Origin of the sequence: Flavobacterium sp. YO64 (genome assembly GCF_004119505.1) — a bacterium.
Classification (GTDB): domain Bacteria; phylum Bacteroidota; class Bacteroidia; order Flavobacteriales; family Flavobacteriaceae; genus Flavobacterium; species Flavobacterium oncorhynchi.
On the sequence record NZ_NRQV01000039.1, the window covers coordinates 1 to 22,797 of the forward strand.

Genomic DNA, 22,797 nt, shown 5'->3' on the forward strand with positions numbered 1-22,797 from the left:
ATAGGGTTATATTATTTTGATTCAAAAGTATTTTAAGCTTAGTAAATAATAAATTTTTATGTACTGAACTGTATTTTTTTTATGACGAATTGTATTTTACTGCAAAAAACAAACAAACTGACCATTCTTTTTCACTCTAAAATGACCACAAGATTCCAAGTAAAATGATTATCTAATTTTAATTTAAAAGCAGCATCTTAAAAACAATTTTAATTACATTTATCCTGTTAAAATAAAAATAACAAACGATCGTTCCTTTTAAATAAAACATACTAAACTTAAAAAAACTAAACCTTAAATGAATCATTTTCTTCGACTAACGTGTACGCTATTTGTTGTGTTATTTTCTTCCTGTCATTCTTTTGCACAACAAGAAGATAATTATTCTGCTAAAATTGACAGCTTAATTAAAGTCACAAGTCCAAGATCATTTAATGGAGTCGTTTATATACAACAAAACGGAAAAACAAAGTACGCCAAAGCTTTCGGTTATCGTAATTTCAATACAAAGGAACCTCTTGAAATTTCTGATAGATTCTCGACCATGTCAATTGCCAAACAAGTTACAGCAGTACTTGTTTTAACTGAAGTCGAAAAAGGAACAATCGATTTAAAAGCTACCGTTAGAAAATATTTACCTGATTTTAAATACAGCTGGGCAGACTCTGTTACGGTACACCAATTGCTTAATAATACATCAGGAATTAGCAGCGTAAGCTATGATAAACCTTTGAAATTTTCTCCGGGAAGTAATTTTAGTTATTCTAATCCCGGCTATTCTCTTTTGGGTGAAATTCTCGAAAAGCAAAGCAAAAAAAGCTATAATCAATTAGTAACAGCATTGTTTAAAAAATGCGGTATGAATAATAGTTCTTATCCTTCGAAAAGTGCTCAAAAAACTTTAACAAAAGGACATACTGTTAAAAGTAATGGAACATTTAGAGTAAATGAAAAAATTAATTTTGAGCCGTCTGAATATTTTGGTTCCAATTTAATTGTAACAGCACCAGATTTAGCAAAATGGAATGAAAAATTACATAATGGTAAACTGCTAAAAAGTGAAACTTATAAATTAATGACAACTTACTCTATTACAAACACACATATTCTTTTTAGCGACAAACCAATTGGTTATGGCTATGGATTACGAATAAACGATAAAGCAGCCATTAAAGAAATCGGCCATACTGGATTTCATCCTAGTGAAGGATTTACTGCCGTTAATTTGTATTATCCTGCAAGTAATACCAGCGTAATAGTAATGGAAAATCAAGCAAATGAAAACTTTGATATTGCCTACTATTTTGAACAGCAGGTACGAAGAATTGTTTTGAAATCTAACCTTTTAAAATGAAGAAGCTATTATTTTTATTCACGGTGGACCAAGCGCTGACTCTAACCTATTTGAAGGAACAACTGCCGAAACTCTAGCTAATAAAGGCTGGTCTTTTGGCAATAATTTAAATTCCTTTTAATAGAGAAACTAATCTTAAAAAACAAAGAATCGCAGCGTTTACAAAAGTATACGCTGCGATTCTTTTATTTATATCTAATTTTCTTCTGCTAAAAATGCGACTTAATCTCTGCCTTACAAATACTTTTTATTACTCATAGGGCTTTTTTTGTTATGAAGTAAATCGTCAGCGATTTGAATCATTCCGCTGTTGTTTGAACCTCCCCAAAGCTGTCTGCCAAATATATAGCTTTTGGTATATTCTTCCCAAGTCACGCAATAACTCTTTAGATCTTTATATGATTTTTGAAGATATTCTTTCAATTCTGCTTCCGAAAGATAACCCGCGTCATAACAACAACGTGCTAAAAAAGCTCCTCTTCCATAATTCCAAGCAGCATCTTTTGTTCTTTTTATTTGTGCAAAATCTTTAATTACATTTTGCTCTATTAACTCAGGAACAACATTATTTAGATTTCTGTATATTTCTAGATATCTTTTAAAAATTTCTTCTTCACGAGGTAAATTCGATTTTAAAATAGAAACATACTCTTCTTTATTCTCAAAAGCATCATATACAATATCTATATATTTGTCCTGATTTCTTTCCTGCAAATCTAAAAGTATTTCGATAGCACCATCTTTATCAAATATACTCCAGTAATCCTCCAAAATTGTTTTTAAAATACTTTTGCTGAGTCCTGTTTCATAAGAGTTAAGATAGGCTGATTGCTGCTCAGCATACATTGAACTAATTAATAAATAATCTAATTGTTGACCAACAACTACATTTTTATCGTTTAATCGTATACTTTTAAACGCATTAAAAATCTTTGAAAGAAAAACCATTTCTATTTATTTTTATCGCAGATTAGGAAACTTGCTTTGTAATACTTTTACAAAATTCTCTCCTACTACCTGGTATTTTGCTCTTGTTAAGAACTGTTTATTTACATTTAAAATATCTGCTGGATCTGGCGTATAATGTAATCTGTCATGAATTTCAAGTGACAAAGGATTACCATCTATATTAAAGGTAATGATGTGTACTTTTGGTAAATATTCTTCAGCCGATTTTGCGTATACTCCTAACTGTGATTTTAAGATTCCGCCATCTTTAAGTTTTGCTTCTTCAATTCGGAAATTATCAAAAACAATGTGCTCGTCTAATTCTCCGACAGTATCTGTACTGAAAAAGTGTAGATCATTACCGCTCAACACCCAAAAACATTCTGTTTCTATTCTTTGCAGTTTAACTCCTACTGCCGAAAGCGCAACATTTTTTAGTCCGTCGCTTACAATCTCCTGAACTTTCTCAGCTTTAGTCTGCGGCACAGATGCAGATGTATAGGCATCTATTGTTTTTCCTTTCATCCATTCTTTTAGTTGTGGAAAATCTTGTTTTAGAACCTCTTCTTTATGAAGATCATACTTTGTTCTTTCAACATCTAAGTCAATTTCTTTTTTTACCGAAGCATGTTTTTTATTCATGTATACCATAAAAATGATACCGGCAATTACTAAAACAACGGGAATTAAAAATAGTGGATTCATAATTTAATTAAATTTATTTAAAGGTTAAGTGGTTTGACATCTTTCTTTTTTTCTTTTCCGAACAAGCCGTAAAAAATTACGCATAGCAGAAGAAATAGAATTATTTTTCCACCATACTGTGTATAAAACCCAAGTTTTAACAACTCGACTTTGTTTAATTTATTTGTAGTGATTATTTTTTCAAGCTGTTCATTAGACAACTCATAATAGCGGTCAGAATCTGGTTTTACTAACACTAGCTTTGGTTCTTGCGTAATCCAAACAGGTATCCATGCTATACTATATTCTTGGTGAAGTCTGCCAAGATCTAAGTGTACATTTGATTCTTCTTTTGAAAGGTATTCATCGGTGTTTGGCAAGTCTGAGACAATCTCGATTTTATCAATTTTTCCAATTGGTATTTTTAATTTGGCTGAAGCCTTAGTGAGAGAAAATAGACAAATAATTACTAATAAGAAAAACTTTTTTATATAATTCATAATTTTCAATCGTCTCAATTTAATCAGGATTATTTTAAATTAGTCTATATTTTAATACAATACAAAAAACAAAATATGCGAGTATTGTAAAAAAAAAACTCTTGGAAAGTTCTATTCAAATATATATCATTTTTCTTACACCAAACAATAATAAAATTAAACTTTTAACCTTTTTACTAGAATAACCTTATTTTAAAGGGCTGATTGTTATTTTATTTTAAATGTTATTTTAACATTTCACAAAATATTTAGAATGTCTGTCTTGCTTAATTATCTTGAGATTTAACTAATATAATATTTGGTTTTGGAGCCGATTCCATAGCTGCTCCCATATAAAAACTAGTATGCGGCGGTTGATTATAGCCTACATTCTGCCAAGCGATGCTTAATCGATATTGCGGATCATGCATTAAAGTATATTGTCGCACATTGGTTGGAATTGTTGTGGAATAAATTCTAAGTTCTTTATTATCTTCAGATCTTAAAATCAATTCTTCACGCCAGTCGCCTAAAATATCTGCAGAAAGCGCAGGTGTCGATTTTGTACCGTTGTTTGAAACTGCTCCTTCCGCAGTAAACAATCTTCCAAAATTATATTTATCGATATAATTTGAATTTAAAAGTTCTCTCGAAGTATCTCCGTCCCAATAAATTAAGAAATTAGTTGAACTTGGCGCTTTACCAATATTATTTCCTTTCATATCATGTAGATACGGAGAACCTGACCACCAGCATTGCGCCCCTTTTCGAGTCGGATCAATATTGTCTGCAACACCTCGTCCTACATCTTCATTAAGAGAACCTGTAAACAGTACTTTTCCATCTTTAGCAGAAAATAAAGTTACACCTGGCCCTGTTGTTCCATTTTCAATTTCATGAATTCCGAAAACCTCTAAACCCGGAATATCCAAATCAAGATCAGAAACATGAATCGCATCTCCATGTCTGAAACCCGTCGTATACAAACCTTGTCCGTTGTCATCAACACACATCGATCCGTAGATTATTTCATCTTTTCCATCATTGTCGACATCAGCAACTGTAAGGTTATGATTCCCCATTCCCGAATATGGATTCTCGGCATCTTTACTGTCAAAAATCCATCTTGACGTTAATTTTTTATTTTTAAAATCCCAAGCAGCCAAAACCGTTCTGCCATAATAACCACGGCACATTACAACACTTGGATGAATTCCGTCGAGATAAGCAATGCAAGCAATAAAACGATCCATTCTATTTCCTTTGGTATCATTGCCGCCGCTTCCTCCTCTTCCACCCCAGCCAGCCAAATCACCTCGCTGTGGTATATAATCTACAGTAGTAACCAGCTTTCCTGTTCTGCCATCAAAAACCGAAAGATATTCCGGTCCTTTTAAAATCTTACCATACGTTTTAGAATCAGGATCACGGTCAACCCAGTCTTTTGAGGCGTCTCCAACTACATTTCCTTGGCTGTCAGTTGTTCCATCTGCAGTTTTACAAACCAATTCCGCTATACCATCACCATCTAAATCATACACCATAAACTGCGTATAATGTGCGCCTTCGCGAATGTTTTTTCCGAGATTAATCTGCCATAAAAATGTTCCATCTAAAGTATAAGCCTGAAATATTGGCGAATCTGTAATTCCTGTTTGAGAATTATCATGTCCTTTTCCCGTCATATGAACAATCAAATCGTATTTTCCCTTTCCATTTAAATCACCAACCGAAACATCATTTGCAGTATATCCCTCAATTTCTCTTAATTTAATAGATAAATATTGTTTGTCCGAAGCATTTGCTGGAATTGTAAAACTCCCCGAAGCTTCAGATTCTTTTCCATTTAAAACAGTTTTTACAAACCAAGTATTTTCTTCTTTAGAATTCCCTTTTATATCAACAAAATTGGCAGCGCCTGTAATTGGTTTATTATTTAATAGAACAGCTTTTTTAACACCACTTTTTCGATAGAGATTAAAAGCCAAATCATCAGAATCTGTTCCTAAAACCCTCCAGCTCACAAAAAAATGTCCTTTATCTTTTATCGCGATAATACCACGATCTAAGTTTTCCATTTGTCTTTGCGAAAAAATAGAAACCGATAAAAGCAATACTATTAGAAGAATTATTTTTTTCATGATTGTTATTTGAATTATAATAGATCCCGGACTTTCCTTTTTTATTTTTTACGCCATCTTTATGACATTTCAACGAAAGAGACTAGAGCGATAGCGAACAGACGAAGTAAATCTTCGCAAGAAACTCTATAAAGATTGGGTTTTCGTTGTGGAGCTGCTTGTGGAGATTTCTCCTTACGTCGAAATGACAAACTGAGCTCGAAAATAAAAACTTGGTGCCTTAGCATCTTAGAACCTTAGAACCTCAAAAATCAAAACATTTTTTTAAATCCTTCGCTCTTAACCTTCCAAGTTCCATCTTTTGGGAATCCAGGATTTTCTCCTTCAGATCCGTCCCAGCCTGCGCACATCATGGCTACAGCTGTTAGAATTCCGCCATTACCCGGAAGATAAAGCGTTAATCGTTCCGCCTGATAATTATGTCCGTTTTTTAAATACGTATTCGTTGTTACTTTCATAAAAAGAGCATCAACTGCTTTATCGGGCATATTTAAACGTGCTGCCGACATCGCTGTCATCGGGAAATCCCAACCCCAGGTTTTATCCCAAGACCAAGTTTTCCAAACCAGATCAAAAGTGTTTTTCATGATTTTCTTATCTAAAAGAGACGTTTCAGGAAGCATTCCAAATGTTCCCAAAACCGATGGATGATCTGTTTTAAATTCTGGATTGGTATAGGAATCTGTTGCACTCTCTGTTGCCAGATACACATTGTCTGCAACTGGAAGTTTTGACAATTTAGCCAAAACCGTTTCCCATTTTTCGGGCACTTTTTGATTTAGCTTTTTCTTCCATTCAATTGCTGTTTTCAAAGCCCAGTTCCAATATGCCAATTCATACGTTGGATTAAAAGTTTCCATTGCTTTAAAACGTTCTTGAGCTGGAATCACACCTGGACCTAAAACATAACGATCCGTTTTTGAATCGTAATTAGCAAACGAAGCCATAAAATCGGCCGTTGCAAAAACACGCTCACTGTATAAATTTAAAGTTGAAGTTGTTGGTTTTGCTCTGTAAATCAATTCGGCATAAGTAATAAAATGGGGCTGCTGCCAAATTAAAAATGAACCTACAGACGATGGACTTTCGTTGCCGTCCGCATCAACCATTTTCTGCCATCTTGCTCCTTCAAAACCTTGTCTTTTGGCAATGTTTTTTGCTTTATCAAAAACCTTTTGATACCACGGAAGACTCTTTTCTAACAATTCTGGTCTGTTCCAAAGTGCAAAATGAACACCGTGCCACCAGTGCATTTCTAAATGCGGTTTTCCATACCAGCTGTTATAAGTCAAACCCGTTTCCTGAGGTGGTACTTTTCCAGTACATTGCAATTTAGTAAGATATTGTGATAAAATAATTCTTCGTTCAAGTTCATTAGCGCGAGAATCTGTACTGCCTGAAAAATCAACTGCAGCACCACTGTTCCAGAATTTCTCCCAGCCTTTTATACTGCTGTTTTGAATGTCTGGGAAAGAGGAATTTTTAATCGATTTTTTTTCTGCTAAAGCAAAAAGACAACTTAATTCTAATGTATTAGTATTCGAAGCTTCAACAACAAAATAATGATCTGAAGTTTGTTTTATCTGAGCATTTCCTTTCCAATTTAAATTTACATTGTAAGAAATGCTGTCCATTATATGAGTAACAACGGCTTCTGTTTTTGATTTTGCTGTAAGTGTGCTTTTATAATCCTGTTTTCCTTCCCATTTTGTTCCCATATCTGCCCAATCGCCTGTTGGAAATGGAATTCGCAAACTTATCTTTAAACGTTTTTGCTGCAATAAATCGGATTTTACTTTTACGCCAATTTCATCTTTTTCCTGATGTGAAGCTGTTAAAACCGTTACCGGAGTTCCTTCAATTTCAAAATAGCTTTCAATTTCTCCCGTCCAAACATTTAGTTTTTGCGAAATCACTTTTACGTCCGAAGGTTTTGCTAGGCTTCCGTCTTTCTTCGTAATTTCAAAACCTAAATTTCCAAGCTGCAATAAATGCGGATTCTGTCTGAACCAGTTTACAGCTTCAACTTTTCGTTTTGGTTCTTTAATCTGAACCGTGTACGAAATGTCTCTTCCGTATTGTTTATAATCTCTTAAAGTCTCTGAGAACTTATAATTATTAGTGTTTTTATAACTATCCCAACCCCACTCCGATTGCGTTCCAAGCGGAATTCCATTTTGATATTCTTTCGGAAAAGTCTGCAGTCCTGTTGCGTCAACCGTAAAAGCAAAAGCACCGTTACCAACCGTTAAAGATGCAAGAGTATCAATAGCCGAAATTTTGACATTATGTCTTGTTACCAAAGCCTTTCGGTCGATTTTCTGTGCAAAAAGCGAAACCGAAAATAAGAATACGGTTATGAATTTATAGTTTTTCATGTGGTTATTTTGTTTTGATATTTTTTTTGAAGTTTAGGGTTTCTCGAAATGTTTTTTAACCGCAAAGCACGCAAGTTTTTCACTCAACAATAGTTTATAAATCGCAAAGTTCGCAAAGCTTTATCTGCACAAAGCTTTGCGAACTTTGTGTTTTTTTTTAAGTCACAATCATATAAAACTTTGCGTGCTTTGCGGTTAAATCTTAATCTTTCATTCAATTTTTAAATTATCTAATTAATGTCAAACTCATCAAACCAATCACAACATCATTTGCAATAGTTTTCAAAGTCAGGTTTTTTAAAGTTTTATTTTTATCTAAAGGCAATTCTAAAATCGTTCCTGCACCGCCCTCAACTCCGTAACTGCTAAATCCTTTTATGGTTTTAAAATCTTTAAAATCTCTTGAAATTTCTCCTGTCTTAAAATAAACTCTTGGCGGTCTTGGAGCATCGGTTGTAAAGGCAAGTCCATCTATAAAATAATCTTGTTCGATTGGCCACCAGTTTTCTGGATTTTTTAAAGGTAAAATTTCAGAAGTTCCATCAGTATACTCTATTTTGATTTCTCCGTTTACGATTCTGCTCTGCATTGGATTTGTAGTTCCTGCAAGCATAAAATAAGCATGTGAAGCTTTTCCGCTTAACGGAATATTGATACTTTCCGGGAAATTATCCCACATTGAAGTAAAGATTATATTTTTCTGATTTTCATCAGAAGGTGTTTGAAAAGGAACTCCGTTTGGAGTTGTAATTTTTCCTGTCTGCTTTGCTTTTTCACGTAAACCTTTATCATCAATTTGAACAGAAACATTTGGATAACACCAATTTCCAATTCCTTGTTTTGGCAATTGTAAGGTTACCGTTTTAGGTCTTGGCGACAAATATTCATAATTGAATATATCTGTGACTTTGGCATTAAAAAAAGAGGATAATGATATCATTTCTGCTCCCTGTGATTTGTCCAGCGGAATATCCCAATTAAAGTTTTTCTGATTTGATTCTTTAGGTTTTATGTTTAACTCAACAGGATACCACCATGATAATTCACCCTGTTTCATCTGAATAAAGAATGTTTTATTTCCCTCACCATTTACAATTGACTGAAGTGTTCTTTCTTTTTTATCAACTTGACTTAAAACGCCTTGCGGATCATAAATTGAAACCATTTCTCCTTTTGCAATACTAATATTTAAAGCATCACCCGAATTGTACGAAGGCTTAGTATAGATTTTTCTAAAAGTTCCGCTTTTCCAATTGATGACTACATCATAAACTTTATTATAAGGAACTTCAATGCTGATTTTTGGCGTTCCGATGCTCTCTGGTATACCTTTCCAAGAGACATTTTTTCCATTCACAGTAATACTTTCAATTCCGTCAAAAGGAGCATTTAATAGTAATTTCAAACCCATTTTTGCAGCAAAATGGTTTTCGATATGATAACTGTCTTTCTTATCTTTTCGACTAAAATCAATCAAAATATCTGGAATTTCTAGAGATGCCTTTTCCCATTTCTCAGGAAAACCCGGTTTTATGGTTAAAACTTCATTTACAGCATCCGGCTGAATCCCGAAAAGTCCTTCGACTAACGTTCGAGAAGCCATTCCAATTGGATCGGCAAAATCACGGTATAATTCGCCTCGCATAGCATCTTGATACATAAGTTGTTCAAAACCGCCTGGAGAAGCGCCCAAATACATACTTTCGATCAAAGCACTTTCCCACATTGTGTACGCTTGTTCAGATTGTCCGCCTTGCCAGAATGCCAGCGAAGTATGAAATTGTTCTGCCAAAGCAACATTATTAGTTGACCATGTATAAGGCTGCCAATTTGTAGTGCTTATAACATATAAATCCTTTTTATCCAATCCGTCTGCTGCAATTGGAATATGTGGAATTTGATTATTGACATAATCCAGCATTTGATAGCTCTCAAAAGGATTTGATAATTCTGAATCTATGGTGTGATAAATACTCCAGACTCCAGGTGAATCGTGTAATATCCTATTTCCTAAAGCATCTTTATATTCGGCAAAAATTCCCTTTTTCGGAATCCAAAGCTGATTGTTTGTCGCTTTTAGAATTTTATCTGCTTCTTTTTCAAAAGGAATGGCATCTATATTTAATTTTTTAGCCAATTCAGCCGCCATTTTATTCGCATAATAATTATATGCCGAAGAATGAATTACGCCTCCTCCGCTGTATTGCAAAGCATCACTTGCCCAAATTGAAGCATAAGCATCATAAAGTCCGTCATTATCTGGATCAAAATTTCGTTTTTCCCATTTTAAATGTCGTTCAATTGTCGGCCACATTTCTTTTAAGAAAGCCATATCTCCTGTCCATTTAAAATGACGAAACATCTGATCGAAGAAAACCAGATTCATATCATAATGATGCGCTACGTTATTCTTATTCGGACTTCGGCTGATATAACCGCTGCTGAACATTGAAGTTCCTATTTCTTCTTTCTGACGTGCCAGATTTTTTTCTTCATCAAACACAACCGGACCGCTTTCAGGCGATGTTACCTGCGAATTGCTGTAACTTGTAAAATGCGTTTTTGCTCTATCATGCCATCCTAAAGGATCTGCTGTGTAAGCTCCGCGCCAAGCATTTAAATACATTCTCCAGGCAATGGCACCATGAAGATAAGCTGGACTTTCCCAAATTCCGTCAGAAGCAATAGCAAGTGCTGAACCTAATGTATTAATATAATTATCAGGTGTTTTTACTTTAATTCGATTGGCTAAAAGATGTGTTGCTGTAACCGATTTTTCATAAAGTTCGGCAATCGTTTTCTGTGTATAATTTACTTTTGAAACTTCGGGAACAAAAAGCCAATAGCTTCCTTTATCGGAAATAGAACTTACTTTCCCGCTTATTAACGGCAGCGCTTCAGACTTAGAATTAAAAAGCTCTAAGGGTTTATTCTGAACATTGGAATCTGCTAAACGAACATCAGAATTTGGAAAAAAGCCGGTAACACTTTTATTATTTCCTGTTTTCTGTTTGTTGCTTTCAGAACCATAATCCAAAAGGAAAGATTCCTTTTTCAGCGTATATTTATTATTGAGGCAGTAATTGGGCTGTAAATAAAAAACCGATTCAGGATCTGCGCCAATATCACCGTCACGACTAAACTTTTTTCCAGTCGCACCGCCATAAGCCCAAATTAAACTAGTCTTTTTAGACCATTTTTCGCTATATAATTTTACAATAAAACCTTCACTTTCTTTTAAAGCAACAACATCAATAAACAATTTTCCTCCTTCTAAGATTGGATCTTCGATTGTGTATTGCATCGTTCCTAAAACATAACGTGTATCAATTTTCGCCGCCTCGGTAATCCATTTGCTTTCTTTTCCGTTTGTTAACCCTAATTTGAAATTGCCGCCCATTCCAGGCATATACATAGCAAATTCTGGTAAATCTCCAGTTTCAACTCTAAATCCGGTGTTGGAACCATAAAGTGCACGATTAAATTTTCGGGTTCCATTTTTCAAAACAAAACTATTTCCTTCGGGTACGTAATGTAGTTTACGAATGGGCGCTTTTTCCTGACCAAAAACAATCATAGTTGAAGTCAGAAATAAGCCCGCTAAAGTGCAAATAGTACGTTTTTTAATTCCCATAAAACTCAAATAATTGATAATTCTTAAAATTTGAATAATAAAATTTATGCTCATTTATTTTATTAATTCAATAATTGAGATGCAATTTCTTTGTTTTTTAGCGGGATACTATCCTGCACCTACCTGATTTTATAAATTTAAAAAATATATTAATTTTTAGAATTATCCAATATTTTTTAACATCATAGTACAGGATACAATATAAAAAAGGAACAAGTAGATTTGAAAGTACAATTGCTGATTCTTGATTAAGTGAAAAGAAATAGAAATTGTAAAATGACATTTTAAACGGATTAAACTATACTTAATTTTAAAGTTCGACAAAATATTATGTTTTCAAATTATACGATCAAAATTCTATTTTTTATCTCGATTCACCTTTTTATTAGTCAAAATTCTAAAGCACAAAAAACAGATTTAATTTACCTTTCGGGGAAAGATTTTGAACATCCTGTGCAATGGGATTTTTATTGTACTGATGGAAACAACAGCAAAGTCTGGTCTAAAATAAATGTACCTTCTCAATGGGAACTGGAAGGTTTTGGTGAATATACGTATGGACGTTGGTACAAGGAATTGAACCAAAAAGAGCCTAGTAAGGAAGAAGGTCTCTATAAATATGAATTTGAAATACCGTTAGATTATAGGAATAAAAATGTTCTAATCGCTTTTGGCGGTGCAATGACAGATACTGAAGTAAAAATCAACGGAAAAATTGCGGGTGCAATACATCAGGGAGGTTTTTATGAGTTTAAATATGATATTTCTTCTTTATTAAAGTTTGGTTCTAAAAACATACTGGAGGTTCATGTTTGGAAACATTCGGCTAATAAATCTGTAAACAACGCTGAACGAAGAGCGGATTGGTGGCTTTTTGGCGGTATTTATCGTCCAGTCTGGCTGGAAGTTTCTCCTAAAACCCATATTCAGAATATTGCTGTAAATCCGAAAATGGATGGTTCAATTACTGTTGATTTAAATTTACAAGATATTCCAAAAAACACACTTTTAGAAGTTTCTCTTTCTGGCAAAAATGGAGAAAACTTACCTGCTTTTACTTTTCCGCTTAAAGCGAAAACCACAAAAGAAACCATCACTGCAAAATGGGAAAATATTAAACCATGGAATCCTGAAACGCCAAATTTATACAATCTAAAACTGGTTTTAAAACAGAACGGAACTGTGGTTCATGAATACGATAAAAAGATTGGTTTTAGAACTTTAGAGTTTAAAAAGAAAGACGGCATTTATGTAAACGGCACCAAAATTATCATGAAAGGTATTAATCGCCATTCATTTTGGCCTGAAGGCGGACGAAGCACAAGTAAACGTATCAGCGAACTAGACGTTAAACTAATTAAAGATATGAATATGAATGCCGTTCGCGGTCACTACCCGCCTGACGATCATTTTCTGCAAGTCTGCGATTCGCTTGGACTTTTTGTTTTAAATGAGTTGGCAGGCTGGCAAAATTCGTATGATACTGAAACGGGAACTAAATTGGTTAAAGAAATGGTGACACGCGATGTAAATCATCCATCAGTTATAATTTGGGATAACGGAAATGAGGGCGGATGGAATTACGATGTTGATAAAGTGTTTACCGAAAATGATCCGCAAAAAAGAATTGTCATTCATCCGTGGGCCGATTTTGATGGTTGGGATACGCACCATTACCCAACTTATTTAACAGGAATGCATCGCTTTAATTCTGGTGAAAATGTATTTTTTCCAACTGAATTTATGCATGGAACTTACGATAACGGACATGGCGCGGCATTAGAAGATTTTTGGAATCGATACAAAGAAAGTCCGCTTTTTGCTGGAAGTTTTATGTGGGCAATGCTTGATGAAGCAGTAAAACGCTCGGATTGGAAAGGCGAACAAAAGTTTGATTCAAAAGGTTCTTTGGCAGCTGATGGAATTCTAGGACCTCATCGTGAAAAGGAAGGAAGTTATTTTTCGGTTAAAGAAATTTGGGCACCGATTCAATTTCAATCCAAACAAATTACGGATGCTTTTGATGGTGCTTTTTTAATAACCAATGATTATCTGTTCAGTAATTTGAATTCCTGCAAAATGGAATTTAAAGTTCTAAAGTCCGAAAACGATGTTTTGTATACGAATAAAACAGCTCAGGAAATAAGTTCGGGGAAAATTGAAATTCCGAGTATTGAACCAGGAGAAACACGAAAGATAAAGTTTGATGTACCACAAAATTTCTATGAAGGTGATATTTTATCGATTACGGCTTTTGACCAATTTGAAAAGGAAATTTATAGCTGGACATGGACAATTCACAAAGCTGCATTTTATGCTTCTAAATTTCTAGCGGTTCAAAATACAAAAGCAAAAGCTTCAGTTGCCAAAAGCGATTCTGAAATTACTTTAAAAGGAAATAACGTTACGGTAGTTATAAATACTTCGACAGGAGAACTTCAAAAAATCAGCAATAAAACTGTTGTGATTCCGCTTACGAATGGTCCGCGCCCAATTGGAATGAAAGCGAAGTTAAAAGATATTCAGATTTCGCAAGAAGGTGAAAAAGCAGTCTGCATTGTGAATTATTCGGGCGGATTATCTTCAATAAAATGGATTATGGAAGCTGATGGAAGATTAAAAATGGAATTACTGGCTTTAAAAAATGCTTCTGGCGGAGAGGGTTTTGACGGTGCTTTTTTTGAAGATAAAATCAATGCTTTTGGTATTACATTTAGTTTTCCTGAAAAGGAAGTTACTGGAATTAAATGGTTTGGACGAGGTCCGTATCGGGTTTGGAAAAACAGAATTAAAGGCACAACATTTGGTTTTTGGGAGAAGGAGTACAATAATACGATTACTGGAGAAAGCTTTGAAAACCTGATTTATCCAGAATTTAAAGGATATCACGCTAATGTATTGGGCGCCAATTTAAAAGCAGGAATCTCATCGTTTAAAGTTTTCAGCGAATCTGATAATTTGTTTCTGAGATTATTTACTCCTGATCTGCCTAAAAATGGTTTTCCAGGAAGTTACCCGCAGCCTGATTTTCCCGAAGGTGATATCTCGTTTATGTATGAAATTCCAGCGATGAGAGATTTTAAACCTTTAGAACAACAAGGCCCGCAAAGCCAGCCGACAAACATCCGAATTAAAAAAGGCGATGATGGGATACGGATGGATTTGTGGTTTGATTTTAGATTTTAGATTTTCCTATAAAGGCTTCGACTTCGCTCAGCCTGACAAATAAAAACAGCTGTCACCCTGAGCGAAGTCGAAGGCTCGTTTACTACTTATAACTTATAATTCATAATTGAAAAAAAATATGAAATCATTTAAAATACTTTTCTTTTTATTTCTGGCTGTATTATTCATCAATTTTACACCAAAACAAGACCATAAACCTACTCTTTTTACGGTGGGAGATTCTACTGTAAAAAACGGAAAAGGCAACGGCGCAGGCGGACTTTGGGGCTGGGGAGATTTTATTGGACAGTTTTTGGATACTACTAAAATTAAGATCGAGAATCATGCTCTAGGCGGAACAAGCAGTCGCACTTTTCAAGATAAAGGTTTATGGAATGTAGTTTTAAACAAACTTAAAAAAGGCGATTATGTACTTATTCAATTTGGACATAATGATGACGGACCTTTAAACGACAGTCTGCGTGCTCGAGGAACTATCAAAGGTATTGGTAGTGAAACTCAGGAAATTGATAATATTCTCACTAAAAAGCACGAAACGGTAAACAGTTATGGCTGGTATATTCAGAAAATAATTCGTGAGGCTAAATCAAAAGGTGCTATTCCGATTGTTTGTTCACCAATTCCGAGAAATGACTGGAAAGACGGAAAAGTACCTCGAAATGATACTTCATATGGTTTATGGGCAAAACAAATTGCGGAAAAGGAAAAGGTTACATTCATTAATTTGAATGAAAAAATGGCTCTTGAAATGGAAAAACTAGGCGAACAAAAAGTAACGGGGACTTATTTTTATAAAAGAGATCATACGCATACCTCCGCAAAAGGGGCTGTTTTATCAGCTTCGGTAATTATTGATGAAGTAAAACACAGTAAAAACTCCTTAAAAAATTATGTTCTCGAAAACCCGAAAATTGTTCTTCCTGTAAAAAACAAAGTCTTTTTAATAGGCGATTCTACTATGGCTGATAATGGAAATCCAGATGCTGTTGGCTGGGGTGTTGCTTTTCCAAAATATTGTGATACAACTCGCATTGCCGTTATCAATAAAGCAAAAGGCGGCAGAAGCAGCAGAACTTTTGTCTCTGAAGGTCTTTGGGATGATGTGAAAAATCAGTTACAACCAGGTAATTTAGTTTTAATTCAATTTGGTCATAATGACGCAGGTGCGGTTGATAAGGAAAAATTCAGAGGTTCTTTAAAAGGAATCGGCGATGAAACTCAGGAAGTAACTCGTCCTGACGGATCAAAGGAACTAGTACATACTTTTGGCTGGTATATGACAAAGTTTATTCGAGAAGCCAAAGAAAAAGGCGCAATTCCGATTGTTTTGAGTCTAACGCCAAGAAATGAATGGCCAAACGATAAGGTAGAACGCAGAACAGAAACGTATATAAAATGGTCTAAAGAAATTGCAGAAAAAGAAAATGTTCTTTATATAGATTTGAGTGAAGCGGTAGCTAAAAAATATGAAACTCTAGGAAAAGAAAAAGTAAAAAGCTTTTTTCCAAAAGATCATACACATACAGGTGCAGAAGGCGCTGATTTAAATGCATTAACTGCGGCAGAATGTATAAAGAAAAGTTATGAATTGTGAGTTGTGAACAAGCCTTCGACTTCGCTCAGGCTGACAGCTGTTTTTCATTTATCAAGCTGAGCGGAGTCGAAGCCAACTTGAAACTTGAAACAAAAAAAAACCTCGTCAATTGACGAGGTTTTAGTTGTATTATTTTTTTGATTCTTCGATAGAAACTTTTCTGAACTCTTTCAAAAGTTTTTCGATTTCTAAAGTAGCTTTACGTGCTCTTGGTCCTGCAGCTTTGATACCTTTTTCAGTTAAAGATTCAGCTTCTGCTTTGAATGCGTCAATTTCGGCGTTGATTTTTACTAATAGATCTTTCATGCTTGTACTTATTAAATTAAGGCGCAAAAATAGAGGTTTGATTGATAGTTACAATAAATTTGCTGTTAAAATTATGATTGTTTTTTGTGCTTTAAATTAGCGTTAAAATCACATTTTACTTTTGTCAAAACTCACTCATTACAACAAACTATTAATCAGGTATTTACTAACAAATAAAAAAGACAATGCTCTTACAAGTGCTTCGAGATACTAGTTTAAAAAAACATCCAAACTTTAAAAAAAAGCTAAAATTCGTTCTGTTTTAGTTAAAAAAGGACAATCACTTATTGAGGATATGAGTAAAAATTACTCTATTAACTGCTTATTCACATAGACATTCTTAAAACTTACCCCTTTTATTAAGCTTTTATCAATACTTGTTTTCGCTGCTTGAATGTTCAAATTCTCGAATGTAAAATTGGATAAACGAACGTTTGGATCATTTTCTACACCATAAAAGATTTCGCATTTTAGATCAATATTTTTCAAGGTTACATTGTCTCCGTACGACAATGGAACATCTGGACGGCCTTTTAAATCAAAAAATTGTTTCCAGGCAAATATCGCCAGTCCAGTTTTGGCTTCGCCTTTTATATCTTCCACTCTAATGTATTCATATCGCTGTGGCGTATCTGGTCTCATTTTAAGCCATAACATTCGCGAAGCTCCATCTATTTTACAATTCCTCATAATGACATTTCGATTATGAATCGATTCACTTCCATTTGTTAATGCGGAATGACAAAATCCGAAATTGGTGTTTTCAATAATTATATTAGAATTTGGACCGTTGTTTTTATCTTGATCTGCATAAGGGCCTTTTCCGCCTTTTAAAGCTATTGCATCATCGTTTACTGACATATAACAGCCTCGTATTAATACATTACTGCAAATATCAATATCGATGGCGTCTGTGCTTGGTGCTTTAATTTCGATATGAGGTGAAAAAATATACAAATCAAGCAATTTTACATTATTGCATTTATAAAAATGATTGGTCCAAAAACCTGAGTTAATCAATTTTACATCCTGAAGTTGTACATTGTTTGAGTTCCACACAAAAACAAGTCTTGGTCTCGAAACTTCTAGATTAGTACACTTTGGGTTTATTTTTCGTCTTTCCCAAAAGGCTTCCCAATACTTTTTACCATTTCCATTTATAGTTCCTTTTCCTGAAATCGAGAAATTGTCAACACCATAAGCATTTACCAAAGCTGGAAAATAATCCAGGTTTTGTCCTTCCATTCTTGAAGGCATTATTGGATAATCAGCAATATTATCTGAGCCTTTTAAAACTCCGCCTTCTGAAACGTATAATGCTGTTTTTGGTTTAAAAAATAAAGCACCGCTTAAATAAACTCCTTTTGGAATAACAATTACTCCTCCTCCATTTGCAGCAGCTTTATCAATAACTTTCTGTATTGCAGCGGTCTGAATTTTGGTACTGTCTTTCCCAACATTAAAATCTGAAATAATGTATTGTTTACCTAAACTCTTTAATTGAATTTTAGAATAATCTTTAAACCAATTCGAAATTGGACTTCCATCTGGGAATGTGTCATTAGTATAATTTTGCGAGAATGTGACTTGAGAAAAGCCAATAACGCAAAAGAGGATTCTTAAAATAGTTTTCATTTGGTTAGTTGTTAGTTTTGTAGTTATATATCCCTGTTATTTTACCTCAACTTTAATTTTAGCCGATAACTGTTTTGCCAAAGTTGTCACATAAGAGGTAAAATATGCTGAATCTTTAAAGTTTTTATCGGCACTGAGTTCCCAGCCGGCGATTGGGTAATAACTTACTTCTTGATTATTTTTTACGGAAACTTTTATTAGATATGAATCTGTTAACTGTCCTGTTTTTGGCGCTTCTAAATATCCTTTATAAACATTTTTAGGAATTATTACAGCGGTTCCTAAAATCCATTGACGTTCGTAGGTTAATTTATCATGCTGAATAAAACATACAAAATCTCCTGCCTCAAGTACTTGCAAAGGGTTTTGATTGTTCAAATTAGAAAGCGTAATTAGCAATGTGTCGTTTCCTTTTAAACCATTTACCGAAACTGTATTTTTATAACCATACATTCCCGGCCAGATTGAAGCTGTTTCTTCTGCTTGATATTTATTCCCTGATGCTTCCCAGTTTTGATATTTATAGTTTAGAACTGAATTTACAGGACCTTCACTGACAATTTTAAATGTTGTTTTTTCAATATTGTTTAGGGTATCATTGGCTAAAATCCCTAATCTGTTTACTTTATTATCATTGGTCAACAGAGCGAAACCTCCTAATCCTGCTGAACTTCCGACAGGAAAAATATCTCTTCCCCAATCGTGCATTACGTGGTAATTGTCTTCAACTGCACCTTTGCTGTTTATACCAACATCTTCCGGTGTAATTCCCGGCGTTTTTTTTCCGAAAACATCTTTGCAGTTTCTTCCATCTAAATAATGTCTAAAACCTACTTTATCATTTTCCCAAGTCGGGCCATCGGTTTGGTATTTTTGATAACCAAGTTTTTTATGTACTTGATTGGCTAGTAAAACTTCTTGTGTATCTGGATGAACAGGCAGGTTTTTACCTTCTCTTTTTCCAAATCTGGCACTTGTTCTAATCGTGAACTTTGGATCTTTATTTGACCAGCTTAAAGCGGCTTTCTTTTCTTGGTTTCCTGCAAAATCAGTTACCAAAAACAATTCGTCCCATTTTCCGTCACCATCTAAATCATTTACCTGCGCCGGAATTGTATCATTTTTGTAAATTATAATAGGATACATTCCAGATTCTTTATTTAGGGTAAGTTGGTTTCTTTTGATAGAAATGGCTTTTTGAGTCAGCTCTAAATTGGAAGTATTTTTTAAAACAATTGTATTTCCAGCTGTTTTTTTCTGTGCATTACTGCTTGCAAAAACGAAGATCGATAGTGCAATTGGTGCGTAAAGTTTTATTGTATTTTTCATTCTTATTATAACTTTTTAATTTAAAACAATTTACTCATTTAATCTAAATGGAAGACCTCTTTTAAGGGATATGCTTTAGGTGAATTGTCTGGATTTGTTTCCATAATATCAGCCATATAATTCCACCATTTTTTCATAAGAGGATGGCTGGAAAGCTTTGAACGATCAAAATCTAAACTTAATTTTTGAACGCCAAAAAGTATTCCGCTTTTTTCATCTAAAAAAATAGAATAATCCTGAATACCGTTTTCAGATAATAAGGCTGTCAATTCTGTCCAAATAGCATCGTGTCTTATTTTGTATTCGGTTTCAAAACCTTTTTTTAGTTTCATTGTAAAGGCATTTCTAACAATTTGATTTTCCATTTTTTCTCTGTTAAACTGTTTGATTTAAAATTTCATCTAAACGATTTTAAAAATAAACGCTGATGAAGTTTCATATTTTCCACCTTGCGATGCCGTAAATAAATAAGTTGCTTTTCCGTTTTGAAATAATAATTGAGGACGTTCTGCGCGTCCGTATCGATTTAAATGTTTCGGAGCTTCTGATTCTTTTACATATTTACTTAAAGGCTGATATGAAATTTGCGGATCACTCCAATGAATCCCATCTTTGGAGTCCATATAAAGTCCGTAATCCATTCCAAAAACCCCCATGTCTCTCGCCAGCATTTTGAACTTTTTATTTTCATACCATACAAAAGCATCTTCACATTGCTTGTTATCTCCTAATTTTGAAAAATCAATCAATGGATTGTTTTTGTATTTTATATAAGGGCCTGTCAAAGATTTAGAAATTGCCAATCCGTATTTTCTGTTTCCTTTAATAGGGAATTTTGGATGAACATAATTCTCTGTATCTAATGATTTATAATAAAGCCAATACTCGCCGTTTGGATGTTTTAAAAAAGATGGATTTGTGGTTAGTAAGTCATCCCAAGCGCCTTGTTCTCCAGGCTGCAACAATGGTTTATCTAGTCGTTCCCAAGGACCGTAAAGCGAATCTGAAGTTGCTAAACCAATTCGTTTTGTATCCATTTTTCCGTTCGAATTTCCCATGAAAAAAAGCGCATATTTTCCGTCTACAAAATGAATACTTGGATTATGGCAGGTTGTCGCATCCCAGAAACCTTCGCCTCTTGGCGCTAGAATAGTGCTGACATATTCGTAAGGCCCTTCTGGTTTATCGGCAACTGCATGTGCAATTTCAGAACCGTTTATCCAGCCGCTCATGCTTTTTGATTTTTTCCAACGAGAAAAGAAAACATGAATCTTGCCATCTGGCCCTTCAATTGGACTGTTGCACCAAACATAATAATCTTCAAATTCTAAGGCACGTCCAACTGGTCGAAGTCTTTTCTCAAAATCTGAGAGTTTTGGATCGTCGAAAAAAGCACTGGCTTCTGCCGAAAACGGAAGACACATCGCAATGGCAGCAAGAGAATTTCCAATTATAAATTGTCTTCTATTCATTTGGCTTTTATTCAGATTTATATTTATGTCTTAAATATTCTCACGCAGATTGAGCAGATTTATTAAGTTCTATAAACTATGTTTCTATGTGTTCAAAAAACGTTTTTATTTCTTTTCAGCTATTATCCATTCATCTGTTCTAAAAGGAGAAGCGGGTAAGTTTTCATTGTTGAACAAATTAGGTTCTGGAACGGCTTTCCAAGCAAATCGAACGGCTGCGGGTTCTTTTACTTTAGGCGAAGTGACTATTATTGTTTTTCCTTCAATTTTTGCTTCGGCAGGATAAAAAACTTGGTCATTTCCTGCAATTTCAAATTCTTTCAAAGTATCATCCGTTTTCTTTAATCCAGAATCGGCATAATCAAAAAACAATTGTACTTTTTGTTTCTTGATTTTCATATGATTAAAAATAGGCCCTGAATACACCAGTTTATTCTCTCCATACGTTTTAGCTCTTGCGATAAGGGCTAATCTATAACCAACTGTCTGTTTGTCTATTGGATGAATATTTTGTGCATCTCCAACATCTGTTGTAACTACCATTCCGCTGTTTGGTATTGTTTTTAAAGACATTAATTGGGCTTCTCTTATTTCGGCATTTTGTCCTTTATGCGGTGTTATCTGCACATAATAAAATGGGAATTCTCCCTGTTTCCATTCATCTCTCCAGCTTTTTACCATGGTTGGAAATAAGCTTCGATACAAATAGGCTTTTCCTGAATTACTCTCGCCTTGATACCAAATTGCTCCTTTTATCGTGTAGTTTACTAAAGGATGAAGCATAGCGTTGTACAAAACATACGAAGTTTTATTGGGTTCTTTTTTAGGCTTTTTTAATTGTGATTTTGGAGCATTAGCTGCGCTTGCAATTCGTTCGTTTGTAAGTGCTAAATAATATGCTTCCAGCTTTTCTTGATATACTTTTTCGTTTTTTGCATCTTCTTGCAAAATAGGCAGGAAAGCAACATCTTCTTCTAAAACATTTTGCGCTGTCCAAGCTTCGGCTTTGGTGCCGCCCCAAGAAGTAGATAGTAATCCGATTGGCACGTTTAGTTTTTGATACAAATCTCTTCCAAAGAAATAGGCAACTGCCGAGAATGTTTTAATACTTTCAGGCGAACAGATTCTCCAGCTTCCTGTAACATCTTCGAGTGGTTTTACCGTTGCATTGAGTGCAACTGTAAAAAGTCTGATATTAGGAAAAACAGCATTTTTTACTTCTTCTTCATAGTTTTTGACGCCTGTTTTCCAAGTTCCTTCTTCTCTTCCAACAGGAAAAAACATATTTGACTGACCAGAACAAAGCCATACTTCGCCAATAAGAATGTTTTTCAGCGTAATTTTGTTAGAAGCTTCGATTGTTATATTGTATGCCGTTTCTCCTCCTTTTGGAGTATCAACTGTTGTTTTCCAATTTCCTTCGGCATCAGCAGTAACATTTACTGGAAGATTTGACCACCCTAATTGAATGTTTATTTTTTCATTTGGAGAAGCCCATCCCCATAAATTAACTTTTGCATTTTGTTGTAAAACCATATTATCGCTAACTAGAGCTGGAAGTTTTACCTGAGCTGAAAGTGAGAGTTTTGCACTCAAAACCAATAAAAGTAACAGAATTTTATTTGGATTTTTCATCGTTAGTTTTTTTTATCTAAGT

Annotated in this window: 15 protein-coding genes; 3 read left to right on the forward strand and 12 right to left on the reverse strand. The window is 34.3% G+C overall.

Features of this window, described 5'->3' with window-relative positions:
* The first annotated feature begins 298 nt into the window (after positions 1–298).
* Complete coding sequence (locus tag BOW57_RS18675) at positions 299–1,354, forward strand: serine hydrolase (protein ID WP_129056460.1); 1,056 nt, start codon at positions 299–301, stop codon at positions 1,352–1,354.
* Positions 1,355–1,588: 234 nt separating this feature from the next.
* Here BOW57_RS18675 and BOW57_RS18680 read toward each other — a convergent pair whose 3' ends face one another.
* From BOW57_RS18680 to BOW57_RS18705, 6 genes are all read right to left on the reverse strand, one after another.
* The gene (locus BOW57_RS18680) at positions 1,589–2,302 is read right to left on the reverse strand and encodes a DUF1266 domain-containing protein (protein WP_129056462.1); all 714 of its coding nucleotides are present in this window, start codon (positions 2,300–2,302) and stop codon (positions 1,589–1,591) included.
* Positions 2,303–2,314: 12 nt separating this feature from the next.
* Positions 2,315–3,007: a hypothetical protein gene (locus BOW57_RS18685; RefSeq protein WP_129056464.1), complete on the reverse strand. Its 693-nt coding sequence runs from the start codon at positions 3,005–3,007 to the stop codon at positions 2,315–2,317.
* A gap of 17 nt (positions 3,008–3,024) precedes the next feature.
* Complete coding sequence (locus BOW57_RS18690) at positions 3,025–3,486, reverse strand: hypothetical protein (RefSeq protein WP_129056466.1); 462 nt, start codon at positions 3,484–3,486, stop codon at positions 3,025–3,027.
* A 266-nt stretch (positions 3,487–3,752) separates the two neighbouring features.
* Positions 3,753–5,606 carry a rhamnogalacturonan lyase gene (locus BOW57_RS18695; RefSeq protein WP_129056468.1) on the reverse strand — a complete coding sequence of 618 codons (1,854 nt, stop codon included), beginning with the start codon at positions 5,604–5,606 and terminating at the stop codon, positions 3,753–3,755.
* Positions 5,607–5,857: 251 nt separating this feature from the next.
* The gene (locus BOW57_RS18700; RefSeq protein WP_129056471.1) at positions 5,858–7,984 is read right to left on the reverse strand and encodes a hypothetical protein; all 2,127 of its coding nucleotides are present in this window, start codon (positions 7,982–7,984) and stop codon (positions 5,858–5,860) included.
* A 226-nt stretch (positions 7,985–8,210) separates the two neighbouring features.
* Entirely contained in the window at positions 8,211–11,672 is a 3,462-nt protein-coding gene (locus BOW57_RS18705) for a DUF4450 domain-containing protein (RefSeq protein WP_241687478.1), read from the reverse strand.
* A gap of 276 nt (positions 11,673–11,948) precedes the next feature.
* On the opposite strand from BOW57_RS18705, the gene BOW57_RS18710 reads away from it, so the two are divergent.
* Both BOW57_RS18710 and BOW57_RS18715 read left to right on the forward strand, forming a co-directional pair.
* Complete coding sequence (locus BOW57_RS18710) at positions 11,949–14,804, forward strand: glycoside hydrolase family 2 TIM barrel-domain containing protein (protein WP_206734761.1); 2,856 nt, start codon at positions 11,949–11,951, stop codon at positions 14,802–14,804.
* 118 nt (positions 14,805–14,922) lie between these two features.
* Positions 14,923–16,398, forward strand: a complete 1,476-nt coding sequence (locus tag BOW57_RS18715) for a rhamnogalacturonan acetylesterase (protein ID WP_129056473.1) — start codon at positions 14,923–14,925, stop codon at positions 16,396–16,398.
* A 129-nt stretch (positions 16,399–16,527) separates the two neighbouring features.
* On the opposite strand, the gene BOW57_RS18720 is transcribed toward BOW57_RS18715, so the two are convergent.
* From BOW57_RS18720 to BOW57_RS18745, 6 genes are all read right to left on the reverse strand, one after another.
* Entirely contained in the window at positions 16,528–16,704 is a 177-nt protein-coding gene (locus BOW57_RS18720; RefSeq protein WP_029272605.1) for a histone H1, read from the reverse strand.
* A 306-nt stretch (positions 16,705–17,010) separates the two neighbouring features.
* The gene (locus tag BOW57_RS18725) at positions 17,011–18,339 is read right to left on the reverse strand and encodes a glycoside hydrolase family 28 protein (RefSeq protein WP_129056476.1); all 1,329 of its coding nucleotides are present in this window, start codon (positions 18,337–18,339) and stop codon (positions 17,011–17,013) included.
* A gap of 36 nt (positions 18,340–18,375) precedes the next feature.
* A complete protein-coding gene (locus BOW57_RS18730) occupies positions 18,376–19,668 on the reverse strand; it encodes a DUF4861 domain-containing protein (protein ID WP_129056478.1) in 1,293 nt (430 codons plus the stop codon).
* Positions 19,669–19,706: 38 nt separating this feature from the next.
* Complete coding sequence (gene rhaM, locus BOW57_RS18735) at positions 19,707–20,033, reverse strand: L-rhamnose mutarotase (protein ID WP_129056480.1); 327 nt, start codon at positions 20,031–20,033, stop codon at positions 19,707–19,709.
* A 36-nt stretch (positions 20,034–20,069) separates the two neighbouring features.
* Positions 20,070–21,140 (reverse strand): glycoside hydrolase family protein, encoded by a 1,071-nt coding sequence (locus BOW57_RS18740; protein WP_129056482.1) that lies wholly within the window; start codon positions 21,138–21,140, stop codon positions 20,070–20,072.
* 105 nt (positions 21,141–21,245) lie between these two features.
* Positions 21,246–22,775 (reverse strand): sialate O-acetylesterase, encoded by a 1,530-nt coding sequence (locus tag BOW57_RS18745; protein ID WP_129056484.1) that lies wholly within the window; start codon positions 22,773–22,775, stop codon positions 21,246–21,248.
* Between the last annotated feature and the right edge of the window lie 22 nt (positions 22,776–22,797).

Coding starts and splice junctions, on each gene's coding strand:
- BOW57_RS18745 (WP_129056484.1), bottom strand. CDS start 22,775: ATGAAAAATCCAAATAAAATTCTGTTACTTTTATTGGTTTTGAGTGCA.
- BOW57_RS18730 (WP_129056478.1), bottom strand. CDS start 19,668: ATGAAAAATACAATAAAACTTTACGCACCAATTGCACTATCGATCTTC.
- BOW57_RS18715 (WP_129056473.1), top strand. CDS start 14,923: ATGAAATCATTTAAAATACTTTTCTTTTTATTTCTGGCTGTATTATTC.
- BOW57_RS18680 (WP_129056462.1), bottom strand. CDS start 2,302: ATGGTTTTTCTTTCAAAGATTTTTAATGCGTTTAAAAGTATACGATTA.
- BOW57_RS18675 (WP_129056460.1), top strand. CDS start 299: ATGAATCATTTTCTTCGACTAACGTGTACGCTATTTGTTGTGTTATTT.
- BOW57_RS18710 (WP_206734761.1), top strand. CDS start 11,949: ATGTTTTCAAATTATACGATCAAAATTCTATTTTTTATCTCGATTCAC.
- BOW57_RS18705 (WP_241687478.1), bottom strand. CDS start 11,672: ATGAGCATAAATTTTATTATTCAAATTTTAAGAATTATCAATTATTTG.
- BOW57_RS18685 (WP_129056464.1), bottom strand. CDS start 3,007: ATGAATCCACTATTTTTAATTCCCGTTGTTTTAGTAATTGCCGGTATC.
- BOW57_RS18720 (WP_029272605.1), bottom strand. CDS start 16,704: ATGAAAGATCTATTAGTAAAAATCAACGCCGAAATTGACGCATTCAAA.
- BOW57_RS18740 (WP_129056482.1), bottom strand. CDS start 21,140: ATGAATAGAAGACAATTTATAATTGGAAATTCTCTTGCTGCCATTGCG.
- BOW57_RS18690 (WP_129056466.1), bottom strand. CDS start 3,486: ATGAATTATATAAAAAAGTTTTTCTTATTAGTAATTATTTGTCTATTT.
- BOW57_RS18700 (WP_129056471.1), bottom strand. CDS start 7,984: ATGAAAAACTATAAATTCATAACCGTATTCTTATTTTCGGTTTCGCTT.
- BOW57_RS18695 (WP_129056468.1), bottom strand. CDS start 5,606: ATGAAAAAAATAATTCTTCTAATAGTATTGCTTTTATCGGTTTCTATT.
- BOW57_RS18725 (WP_129056476.1), bottom strand. CDS start 18,339: ATGAAAACTATTTTAAGAATCCTCTTTTGCGTTATTGGCTTTTCTCAA.
- rhaM (WP_129056480.1), bottom strand. CDS start 20,033: ATGGAAAATCAAATTGTTAGAAATGCCTTTACAATGAAACTAAAAAAA.